General features: G+C 35.8%; 10 protein-coding genes, 1 tRNA gene and 1 pseudogene. 6 read left to right on the top strand and 6 right to left on the bottom strand.

What is annotated here, in order from left to right:
- Positions 1–101: 101 nt before the first annotated feature.
- From B4237_RS16780 to B4237_RS16765, 4 genes and pseudogenes are all read left to right on the top strand, one after another.
- Positions 102–416: pseudogene (locus B4237_RS16780) on the top strand (hypothetical protein); the annotation flags it as partial.
- Positions 417–504: 88 nt separating this feature from the next.
- Positions 505–735 (top strand): helix-turn-helix transcriptional regulator, encoded by a 231-nt coding sequence (locus B4237_RS16775; protein ID WP_004963736.1) that lies wholly within the window; start codon positions 505–507, stop codon positions 733–735.
- 150 nt (positions 736–885) lie between these two features.
- Positions 886–2,091, top strand: a complete 1,206-nt coding sequence (locus B4237_RS16770; RefSeq protein ID WP_004963733.1) for an AAA family ATPase — start codon at positions 886–888, stop codon at positions 2,089–2,091.
- Positions 2,092–2,102: 11 nt separating this feature from the next.
- The gene (locus B4237_RS16765; RefSeq protein ID WP_007484243.1) at positions 2,103–2,606 is read left to right on the top strand and encodes a hypothetical protein; all 504 of its coding nucleotides are present in this window, start codon (positions 2,103–2,105) and stop codon (positions 2,604–2,606) included.
- 178 nt (positions 2,607–2,784) lie between these two features.
- Here the strand turns inward: B4237_RS16765 and B4237_RS16760 are convergent, their stop codons facing one another.
- From B4237_RS16760 to B4237_RS16735, 6 genes are all read right to left on the bottom strand, one after another.
- Entirely contained in the window at positions 2,785–3,516 is a 732-nt protein-coding gene (locus B4237_RS16760; RefSeq protein ID WP_004963727.1) for a hypothetical protein, read from the bottom strand.
- 3 nt (positions 3,517–3,519) lie between these two features.
- Positions 3,520–4,692, bottom strand: coding sequence for an AAA family ATPase (locus tag B4237_RS16755; protein WP_004963725.1), 1,173 nt, complete (start codon positions 4,690–4,692; stop codon positions 3,520–3,522).
- A gap of 246 nt (positions 4,693–4,938) precedes the next feature.
- Complete coding sequence (locus tag B4237_RS16750) at positions 4,939–6,162, bottom strand: tyrosine-type recombinase/integrase (protein WP_061526716.1); 1,224 nt, start codon at positions 6,160–6,162, stop codon at positions 4,939–4,941.
- 175 nt (positions 6,163–6,337) lie between these two features.
- Positions 6,338–6,413, bottom strand: a tRNA-Arg gene (locus B4237_RS16745).
- A 125-nt stretch (positions 6,414–6,538) separates the two neighbouring features.
- Positions 6,539–7,114, bottom strand: coding sequence for a hypothetical protein (locus B4237_RS16740; RefSeq protein WP_278596476.1), 576 nt, complete (start codon positions 7,112–7,114; stop codon positions 6,539–6,541).
- Positions 7,115–7,253: 139 nt separating this feature from the next.
- Positions 7,254–7,946 carry a putative quorum-sensing-regulated virulence factor gene (locus B4237_RS16735; RefSeq protein ID WP_023012498.1) on the bottom strand — a complete coding sequence of 231 codons (693 nt, stop codon included), beginning with the start codon at positions 7,944–7,946 and terminating at the stop codon, positions 7,254–7,256.
- A gap of 252 nt (positions 7,947–8,198) precedes the next feature.
- Between B4237_RS16735 and B4237_RS16730 the strand changes: the two genes are divergently transcribed.
- Together B4237_RS16730 and glyA are read left to right on the top strand one after the other, a co-directional pair.
- Complete coding sequence (locus B4237_RS16730; protein WP_004880114.1) at positions 8,199–9,434, top strand: alpha/beta hydrolase; 1,236 nt, start codon at positions 8,199–8,201, stop codon at positions 9,432–9,434.
- Between the two features lie 253 nt (positions 9,435–9,687).
- Entirely contained in the window at positions 9,688–10,941 is a 1,254-nt protein-coding gene (gene glyA / locus B4237_RS16725) for a serine hydroxymethyltransferase (protein WP_278596475.1), read from the top strand.
- Positions 10,942–10,955: the final 14 nt, after the last annotated feature.

Genomic DNA, 10,955 nt, shown 5'->3' with positions numbered 1-10,955 from the left:
TAAATTTAATAAGCTAAACTTATTCATATTACTTTTGGTGGTTTAATCTTATACCAACTATTTATTGCGATTTTTCTTACTGAGGCGTAATTATCAACTAAAGCTACCGTATCCCAATCTAGTATGTGCACTTAACTTTACGTGATGGTGTGAATTTGCAGGAATCAATTACTTCAGCCAAGCTGATGGATGAATAGAGTAAGGCAGCAGGGTTTTATCAGGAGGCTTTATATCATGTAGCACGGCAGAGTTACAGTAATGCCAGCTTTGAAGTGGGAAGTGAAGAGGGTCTGGATATTGTTGAGGAGTTTTACACGGATGAATCTAAATCAGAACAGCATCAGCAGTCCCATGATTTGACTCATGTTCAGGATATTCAGAAAGGGTTGCAGCAGTCAGTTCAGGCTTTGAATTGATTGGGTGGAAGCAGGACGTTTTTTCTTACAGCGAGCTCTATTATTTGAGCGAAATTGCGCTCGCATCATTGATTGGGAGAAAAACATCATGAATGCGTTCACAGGTCAAACTTTTCAGATGAATCAATTGCTTAAAATCTCACAAGTTTGTGAAATTACGGGGTTAAGTCGACCAACTATATATTTAATGATGAATCAGAAATCGCCACGCTATGATGTGACTTTTCCTAAACCGATAAAGTTATCTGTCAATCGTGTCGCTTGGTCAGCTTTAGAAATCAATCAATGGATTGAGACTAAGTTAGCTAGTCGAAAATAAGTGGGAGGCGAGAGCCTCCTTATTTTTTTGATAAAAAATGTGTTGTATTTGGGTGATAAATTGATTGCAGTAGTTAATTGAGCTAGGAAAGTATACTCTATGTGCTATATTGTAAAGAACTTAACAAAATTTTGTTGAATAGGCGTTTCTATGCTGCTCTATATTCGTTTTAATAATTTCTTCTCCTTTGCAGGAGAGGGAGAGTGGTCTTTTAAAGTTGGCAAACAGCCAGCTGAGTCTTTATATGATATTAATTTGAAAACTACCTATGATAAGTTTCGGTTAAATAAAGTAACTGGGGTTTTGGGAGCAAATGGCTCTGGTAAGACTCAGTTTTTAAAAGTTTTACCTTTTTTAAGTTGGTTTATTGCACGTTCTGCGAAACGACTAGAATCTAATGATGCTATTTTATTTTCTCCATTCAAAGGTACTGAAGAAAAGATATCAAATTTTGAAGTTGGATTTTTATTAAAAAACGAGGATGATTTATATGACGAGTATCGTTACGAGTTAAGTGTTACAACAAAGAAAGTTTATCGGGAAGCTTTGTATCAGAAAACTAGTCGTAGTTTTAGTTATATTTTTGAGAGAATAAATGATGAAGAAATTGTAAGTTATAAACACCGTCATTTCCTTTCACCCTCATTAGCTGATGATGCTAATACAAATGTTTCTTTGATTGCTTATGCTAACTTGTTAGACAGTCCGGTAGCTAAAAAAGTTGTTCATTTCTTTAGCAGTTTTGCTTTTAATGTTCATCCAACGGGACGAGAGGAACACTCTAGCGAGGCTTTAATTGAAGCTGCTGAGTTGTTTAATGATAATGAAATTCTTAAAAATCAAGTAGAAAATTTACTGTGTAAGTTCGATATTGGAATTTCAAAGTTAAAATTTGAGCAGGTTGTTTCATTTGATTTAGATCAACAAGCTAAAGAAGTTTTAATGCCAGTAGCAATACATCAATATGGCAATGAAGAATTAAAATTCTGGTTCATTAATGAATCTAATGGCACTCGCTCTGCTTTTATTTTGTTAAGTATAATTTTGCCAATTTTACAGAAAGGTGGTTTAGCAATTATTGATGAAATTGATAACGACTTGCATCCACATCTTTTACCTCATTTAATTGATTTATTTAAATTTGAACAAACAAATCCTTATCAAGCACAACTTATTTTTAGCTGTCACACACCTGAGGTATTTAACATACTTCAGAAGCATCAAATTTATCTTGTGCAGAAAGAAAATCAAGAATCAGAAGCTTGGCGTTTAGATGATGTAGTTGGTGTCAGGGCAGATGATAATTTATATGCGAAGTACATGGCTGGCGCATTTGATGCTGTTCCAAATGTGTGAGGTTATGCATTATGGCTAGAACTCGTCACATTAAAAAAACAACACTCATCATTGTTGCAGAGGGAGCGCACGATAAAGCCTTTTTAGATCACATGAAAAGTCTTTATGACCATCGGGATTCTGGTCAAAAAGTTACGATTAATTCAGCAGATGGTGGTTCACCTCACGATGTAATTAAGACAGCAATTAAAAAGACCAGTCATGCTGCCTATGATAAAAAATACATTTTTATGGATAGTGACGTTGCTATAAAGCAGCAAGATATTAGTTTAGCTAAGAGAAATAATATTATTATTTTACTATCTGAGCCTTTATGTTTAGAGGGTATGCTGCTAGATATTTTAAGGCAAAGAATTCCTGAAACTTCTGAATTATGCAAAAAGTCTTTACACCCTCAATTAGCAGGTCAACCAACAGAAGCAAAGAGCTATATGATACTTTTTCCTAAGTCTGTACTTGATCTTACGAAAAAACAAGCAGTTGTTGATTTGCGAAAGTTGCTTACCTCAATTTAGCCTGATAGATACATTGAAAAATGCTGACTGTCAGACTAGGATTGAACTAGTACATGAACCTAATAGAATGCAAAATTTGTTTTCTAAGTCATCGTTTAAGCTGTTAATAACAATCTGTGGTGTAGTGATATAATAGTTATACCGCCTAGATCATAAAAGCCCCATTCCGGACTTTAGTTTATGTGCGACAATCTAGGATAAGGTTTAATGAGCTAGTGTGCAATAACTCTAAATGATCATCCCACAGGTTATGGTTTTTTAGTAACGCAATAATCTTTGTATATTCAACCGATTGATGCAATGCTGTAGATGCAAATCCCGAAAATGCACGATCAGATTGGCAAGAAGTTAATAAATTTGCAAGTTTATTCCTTTCTCGTCTATTTAAAGTAGTTTTTCTCTCCATATCATAATAGATACTTTCAACCTGATTGATAACATAGTTCCAAGTCTCAAATCGGAGGCGCAATAAACGATCATCATTAAGATTTAATACATCCCTCGTTGACTCTCCAAGTTGTGTCTTAAAATAAATCCTACATACAGCTTGAGTTAAATGTTCTTTGGGATCGGTATCAAAAGGATTAATAATTGGTTCAGTAACTACATCATGAGTTCCTTTCGTAGTATTGCAACGCTTACAAGATGGTAAAAGGTTTTCCCAATCAACTACATGCTCTGGGTATGTATCCTTATCTTTAAAATGCTCAATTTCCATGTAAGCTGTACCAGTTTGTAATTGTGCTTCACAAAATGCACATTTAGATGAACTAGATAAAAGCAGGGCACTATGGATGTCAGTATGTTTCCAAACAGTATCTTTTTTGTTTATCTTAAATCGTTCAGTTAGTTCAGCTACTTTTTCATTACTTAAGTATTCAGGCTTCTCTTTTCTTTCCAGCTTAATCATGGATTATTCCCCAAGACTGTCAAGCTGCATTTGGAAAACAGGACGTAATGGATAATCAGGATGTAACATCTTATTCAATTCATTATATGCATTTTGTGCTTCAACTTTATTCATCTCATCCAAAGCATCTTCAAATCTTTTTTTAATCTCATTATATTTCTGTGTTCGAAGATCTGGCATTCCCATTATATCTTCTAGAATTTCCTCAATAGTCCAACCTTGATAGCCATATTCAGATGTTGGCAATTCGCGTTTTGACACGCCAGTTTCATTGCGCTCCAAGGCGATAACTTCACCACGTAAAGCAGTTTGTACAACATGTGGGCTATGTGTGGAAATAAAAAATTGCGCTCTTGGAAAAACTTCTTTTAAAACAGAACAAATTCTACCTTGCCATTCTGGATGAAGATGTAATTCAATTTCATCAACTAAAATAATTCCATCAAATTCATGTGCTAGCATATATGGTGATTTAAATCGCAACTCAATTTCTTTTATTATTCCAAATACAATCGATATTGTAGATTTAAAACCCGATGATAAATACTCATAATAGATCTCTCCACTCGGAGTATTTAACATGATTTCATTATCATTTGCATCAACCCTACTAAAATTAAAAGCTGGATTTAGAATAGAAAAACATCTTTTTGCAAGTGCAAAATTTTCTAATTGCTCTTTTTTTAATGCTTCTGGATGAGCTGAGTATAAATGCCTATGTAAAAACCAACTTTTAATATCTCTATAATCAATTCCATTAATTGATTGATGGGAAGCATGATCTTCTTGTTTAGTCTGATCTTTAGTTATAGCATCTAACTTTTGATAAGAAAATGTACGATCAACCTTTAAGGATATTAATTTAAAGGATAAATGTCCTAATCCATTCATAGGACTCCCTTGATCTGGTCTGGATTGATTAAAAAGTAATATAGGGTTAAGTTTATTCCCTCTATCATCGGTTACATTCCCATTAATTGTAGCCCTATTCGAATTAATGTTTTTTTTGAGAATATGTGAATATTGATTTGTAAAAATATGTCCAATACTATCCAATAAGGTTGTCTTGCCTACACCATTTTCACCACAAATAATGTTCATCTGTGTATTCAAAAATTCCAAATTTAGATGGGGTATTCCACCTACATCTGTTAGTTCGATGGAGTTAATTTTCATAATTTATCTACCGAAATTTTTTAGCTATCTTATCAATTAATAAGGGAAAAACTACTAGAAAGTAATTTTTCTTTTTTCTAAATTATCTACGCTGTGATGAATATTATCTCTAGTCTAGTTGAAGCATTTACTTACCTTGTTGTAGTGAAGTATAGTTTATCAAATTTCTTTAATAGATTGATGGTTAAGTAATTTTAATCTTATGGATGTTAGTTTAACTTAATACGAAAGTAGATGGATACTTCTTTAAAGAGTTGAATGAAGCAGTTTAATATTTTCACAATAATCCGCCCAAGCTTGCATCATTTCAGTACGTTTGTCTAAGTGCTTAGTACGATTGTAAGCTGTTCCATGCATATCTCTGACTTTATGAGCTAGTTGTTGCTCAATCCATTCAACAGGGTATTCAAGTACTTCTTCTAAAATAGTTCTAGCAGAAGCTCGAAAACCGTGCCCACATGCTTCCTCTGATGTATAGCCTAAGCGACGTAAAGCCTGATTAACTGTATTTTCAGACATCGGGCGTTGCCATGTGGTAAGAGAGGGGAAAACGTATTCGCTGTTTGCCTGAGTTATTTTGGCAAGCTCTTTCAGCATTTGAACGACTTGAGTCGATAATGGAACGATATGTGATACACCTGTTTTTTTCTTGGTTTTAGGTGGCGTGTATTCCCAACGACCTTTTCCTAAGTCAATATCAGCCCATTTCGCATGGCGTAATTCGCCTGGGCGAACAAAGACTAGAGGAGCAATACGCAAAGCATATTGCGTGATAACTGAACCATCATAATGATCTAGATCATTTAGAAGTTTAGCAAACTCATCTGGATCTATGATTGCTGCCATATGTTTAGTCTCAGGTGTAGTTAAAACCCCTCTTAAATCTTGTGTTACATCGCGTTCACATAAGCCTAATGAGACAGCGTAACGGAAAATTTGACCACATTTAGTTTTTACCTTCTTTGCTGTTTCATGTTTGCCTTCTTTTTCGTAAATACGACAAATATTTAAAATATCCATTGGCTTTAGTTCATGGATAGGAATCCTGCCAATATGTTTGAAAATCACTTCAAATAAACGTTGTTGTCCTTTAACTGTAGCTTCAGCAAAATTCTGCTTTGTTGCCCATTCTAGAGCTACAATTGAGAATATATTCTTATTTGCATTTAGAATCTCATTCTCAATTCTTAATTTCTCTACTTGAGGATCAATGTTCTGAGCAAGTAATGTACGAGCGTCATCACGTCGTTGCCTTGCTTCTGCCAAACCAATGATAGGGTAATTACCGAAGCTTATAGAGTTACGTTTCTTTGTATAAGGACGAGCATAGTCAAAACGCCAGAATTTTTCTCCATTCTTGGTAATCATTAAAAATAAGCCTTTTCCATCAGATAGCTTTTGTATGTTTTCAGGATCAGCTTTGGTCTTTTTTATTTTGGTATCTGTAAGTGGTACAACAACTTTTGGCATTTTTGCGGTATTAGTTTATACGGTAAAACGAGTTTACCGTATAAATTACCGTAAAGAAACATGGATTTTGGTAGATCAATAGAGACAGTTATTAACTTTTATATTAATTAAAATATTGATTTATATTAATTTATTGTATTGTATATCTATGTAGATACTGAATTAGACCATAAAATGGTGCGCTCAGCGGGACTCGAACCCACGCCACAGGCTTCGGAGACCTGTACTCTATCCAGTTGAGCTATGAGCGCATGCGTGCCACATCATAGGCAAAAAATACATGCAGGTAAATATATAGCATGAAACAAAGATGCTTCTTGTTTATTAAAACATCAATTTTATTCTCAACTTATCGAGATGTTTAACAATATCTCAATCATAAATGCTGAACTGAATAATTAATGAGTTTAAGAGTCTGATTCAGTTGTGCGGGTGGAATACGAGATTCTTGCAAAGAAGTAATCCACTGCATTTGACATGCTTTTAATTGCTGTACGGTTTTTATGGACTGAATTTTTTGTATTAGCGGACGTGCCATTAGTCCACAAAACGTTGTTAGTGTTTGAATCATAACTTGCTGAATTTCGATAAAAGGTAATTTTTCTAATTCAATGGTTTCAGAAGCAGGTGTTTTAACTTCTGAAATTTCTTTTGTCTGTTCTTTATGAATGGCCTCAGTATTTTCAGCTTTGACAATTTCTTCTTGTATGAATGAGTCGTTTTCTTTAGCTTCAACTTTATTTGAACGAGTCTCTTGCTCAGCTAAAAGTCCCATGTCAATGAGTTGTTTTACTAACTCAGAGGGTGCAATTCTTTCTTTGTAGTCTTTATCAAGATCTTTGAAATCATCATGGTCTATCAAAAGTAATAAACGGCGTTGACGTGCTGTCAAAGCAATATTGCGTTGTTGCAAGGCACTTTGCCCGAGTTCTGTTTTGAAAAAATGTGACATTTCTTAATCTCCCCCAACCAAGATTTAGATGGAGATTAAGATAAGGTTAAAAAATGACAATAATGTTAACAAATTATTAAATATCATTGTCTTGAATAGATTGTTTGGAAAACAGTTCCAAATGTTCTATGAGCAGGGGTTATTTAATCAATTTTGCTTCAAGAGCTTTACGTAAATAGGGATCAAGATCTTCTTGGCGTAAAAGCCATTGAATGTAATCGGCAGGGAGGTCTTGAATAGCTGTACCTTTATGTTTTCCAAAAGTAATACTTTTAGGAACACGCGCTTCTTCTGAAGCAATATAGAGTTCTTCTATATTTTGGATATCTAATTGATGAATGATATGCATCAAAATATTGGCCGTTAAAATAATGTCAGCATCCGCACGATGTGCACCTTTTAACATTTCCCGCGCTTTGTCACTGCCTTTTGAAATTAAATAAATCAAAGCCGAAATGTTATGAGCTTCTGCATTTTCCCATACGCGACGAGCCAAAGCCAAAGTACAAATAGGTTTTAGAGCTGAAGTATCTACCCCACATCTAGCAATAGCAGCAATATCATAATCAACGTTATGGCCAATAATATATTGAGTTTCTGGTGGAAGTTGAAATTCATTATAAAAGGGCTGATCGATTAAATCAGATTCTAAAATGTGATGTACCGCCATTGCAGCAAATGAGATCGGTTGTCCAACTTGGTAGAGTTGGTCAAAGATTTGTGACTTATCTAAACTTAATTTGCCAGCTTGAATTTCAATGGGCGCGTAAGCAATTTCAATAGGCAAACCATTTAATGTATGTGTTTCTGTATCTAAAATAATGGCTTGCATAAAAAATGGCTCGAGTTGAATTTAGAATTTTATTATCTTACAAGAAATTTACATAAGACAATCACTAAGGGAAGGCATAACGATATTTTATATGTTCTAGTGTGCTTTCTGCCTAAATAAAAGTCAAAAAATGATGAAAATGAAAAAAGTACTTGAATCAAAGCAATATTGGGCGTAATTCTTATAAAGGTTAATGCCTTAGAAATTCAGACCTAAGGAAAACAATAAATAAAAGAGTTAAGGAAAAACTTCATGAAGATGAAATTACTTACGGCGGTTATGCTGAGTTCTAGCTTATTGCTTACAGCATGTGGTGGTGATGGTGATACATACTATTATTCTTCAAAACCTGATGTACCTGAAAATAATATTGCTGATCCAGTCGTTGGTATTCCTGTCCCTTATGTAAAGTCGGATTTCAGTGCAGTTGCTTCTGAAAGTTCAGTCATGACTTATAAAATGTTAGGACAGGATGGAAAAGTAACAACGGCTACGAGCTTAGTATTTGTTCCTGGTGGTCCTATGCCAGCTGGAGGATGGAAAATTGTTGCGTGGGCACATGGTACAACTGGTGTAGCAGATCAGTGCGCACCCAGTCGTAACGAAACAAATCCATATATTAAAGCAATGATTAGTCAATTTCTTGCAGAGGGTTATGTAGTTGTTGCACCAGACTATGAAGGTTTGGGTGAGCCAAGCGGACGAGAATTACATCCATTCTTAAATGTGAAAAGCGAAGCATATTCTATTACTGATGCGGTAGTTGCAGCACGTTCTTATTTAGCAGGACAAGGGAAAGTTATATCACGTCAATGGATGGCTGTAGGTCATTCTCAAGGTGGTCAAGCAGCGCTAGGTGCGGCTCAATATGCAAGTCGTGCAAAGTTGGACTATAAGGGGACTGTTGCTGTCGCTCCAGCATCAAATTTAGGTACGATTTTATATGGTGGAGAGTTATCTGTTAAAGATGCACCAGTTGCTCAGCAAATACCTGTTTATGCACAATTGGATACTTTTACAGCTTTGATTACAGCTGGTTTGAGAAATCTTCAACCAACATTTAACTATTCAAATGTCTTTAAATCACCAACAGATTTAATTGCGAGCAATGCAGAGTCAGATTGTTATGATGTTCTGGGAGGTAAATTTGCTGCTGCGATGCAAACCTATGCAGGTCAAAATGGTAATTTAACAAACTACCCGCGGACACAAGAAAATTTCATGTTATTACCGTTGGTGAAAACTTTCTTGGAGAGCGATTCGCAACCTGCACAGGTTAAGTTAGATCAACCTGTTACGATCTATCAAGGTGCTAAAGATACAACTGTGCCGATGGTTGCGACAAATGCGCTAGTTTCAGCTGCAACGCTGAAGGGTTCTCAGGTGCAATATATAACGAACGCTGATTGGGATCACGGTACAGCTTATGCCCTAAATATTCAAAACATCGTGAATGATGTGAAAACAGCTATGCCACCAATGAACTAATAATTTTCATGGTAGGGGAAGCCCAGTTTTCTATTGTCTTAGATAACTGGGCTTTAATGATTCAATAATTAAAAAATAGAATTGTATAAAAAAGAAATAATTGGTTTCTCAAAAAAGAAATAAATAGCCATGCATGAATAAAATTCACCAATAATTAAATAAATATCAAGCTCTGTAACAGCAAACTTCATGCTATAATTCGGACCAATCTTTAGCACGGCTTAAAAGCCCTAATTTATAGGACCCTCCGCTAATGTTTGCCAATATCTCTATTGCTGAATTTGATCCAGAATTAGCTCAAGCGATCGCTTCTGAAGGTGAACGCCAAGAAGCTCACATCGAGTTAATTGCTTCTGAAAACTATTGCTCTAAAGCTGTAATGGAAGCTCAAGGCTCAAAACTTACGAATAAATATGCAGAAGGTTATCCTGGCAAACGCTATTACGGCGGTTGTGAATATGTTGATGTCATCGAACAACTTGCCATTGATCGTGCAAAAGCGTTGTTTGGTGCTGACTATGCAAACGTTCAACCACATGCAGGTTCACAAGCAAACTCTGCTGTTTATTTAGCGCTTCTCAACCCAGGCGATACAGTTTTGGGTATGAGCTTAGCTCACGGTGGTCACTTGACGCACGGTGCTAAAGTAAGTTTTTCTGGTAAAACTTATAATGCGATTCAGTATGGCTTAAACCCTGAAACTGGCGAAATCGATTATGAAGAAGTAGAACGTTTAGCTTTAGAACATAAGCCACGCATGATCGTTGCTGGTTTCTCTGCTTATAGCCAAGTTGTTGATTGGCAGCGTTTCCGTGACATCGCGGATAAAGTAGGTGCTTATCTTTTTGTTGATATGGCTCACGTTGCAGGCTTGGTTGCTGCTGGTGTTTATCCTAACCCAGTTCAAATTGCTGATGTAACAACAACGACGACTCATAAAACACTTCGTGGTCCTCGTTCTGGTTTAATCCTTGCGAAAGCAAACGAAGAAATCGAGAAAAAACTTCAATCAGCTGTATTCCCTGGTAACCAAGGCGGTCCTTTGATGCATGCAATTGCTGCTAAAGCAATTTGCTTCAAAGAGGCGATGTCTGATGAATTCAAAACTTACCAACAACAAGTTGTGAAAAATGCTCAAGCAATGGCTGAAGTATTAATTTCGCGTGGTTATGATGTTGTTTCTGGTGGTACAGAAAACCATTTATTCTTATTGTCTTTAATTAAGCAAGACGTAACGGGTAAAGATGCTGATGCTTGGTTAGGTGCTGCACATATCACTGTAAACAAAAACGCGGTTCCAAATGATCCACGTTCACCATTTGTCACTTCTGGTATCCGTATTGGTACGCCAGCAGTTACAACACGTGGTTTCGGTGAAGCGGAAGTTCGCGAACTTGCTGGTTGGATCGCTGATGTGATCGACAGCAAAGGTGAGGAAAAAGTTATCGCTGATGTGAAAGCAAAAGTTGAAGCTGTTTGTGCAAAATTCCCAGTATATGCAAACTAATGTGTATATCTAAA

This window comes from Acinetobacter sp. UBA6526 (assembly GCF_002434875.1).
Lineage (GTDB): Bacteria > Pseudomonadota > Gammaproteobacteria > Pseudomonadales > Moraxellaceae > Acinetobacter > Acinetobacter venetianus.
Note: the sequence above shows the minus strand (reverse complement) of the source record. Positions and strands in the feature narration are given on the sequence as shown.

Bases quoted from the DNA above. Each gene is read 5' to 3' on its own strand.
- B4237_RS16740 (WP_278596476.1), bottom strand. From the start codon at position 7,114: ATGTCACATTTTTTCAAAACAGAACTCGGGCAAAGTGCCTTGCAACAA.
- B4237_RS16755 (WP_004963725.1), bottom strand. From the start codon at position 4,692: ATGAAAATTAACTCCATCGAACTAACAGATGTAGGTGGAATACCCCAT.
- B4237_RS16730 (WP_004880114.1), top strand. From the start codon at position 8,199: ATGAAGATGAAATTACTTACGGCGGTTATGCTGAGTTCTAGCTTATTG.
- B4237_RS16765 (WP_007484243.1), top strand. From the start codon at position 2,103: ATGGCTAGAACTCGTCACATTAAAAAAACAACACTCATCATTGTTGCA.
- B4237_RS16750 (WP_061526716.1), bottom strand. From the start codon at position 6,162: ATGCCAAAAGTTGTTGTACCACTTACAGATACCAAAATAAAAAAGACC.
- B4237_RS16770 (WP_004963733.1), top strand. From the start codon at position 886: ATGCTGCTCTATATTCGTTTTAATAATTTCTTCTCCTTTGCAGGAGAG.
- B4237_RS16760 (WP_004963727.1), bottom strand. From the start codon at position 3,516: ATGATTAAGCTGGAAAGAAAAGAGAAGCCTGAATACTTAAGTAATGAA.
- B4237_RS16775 (WP_004963736.1), top strand. From the start codon at position 505: ATGAATGCGTTCACAGGTCAAACTTTTCAGATGAATCAATTGCTTAAA.
- B4237_RS16735 (WP_023012498.1), bottom strand. From the start codon at position 7,946: ATGCAAGCCATTATTTTAGATACAGAAACACATACATTAAATGGTTTG.
- glyA (WP_278596475.1), top strand. From the start codon at position 9,688: ATGTTTGCCAATATCTCTATTGCTGAATTTGATCCAGAATTAGCTCAA.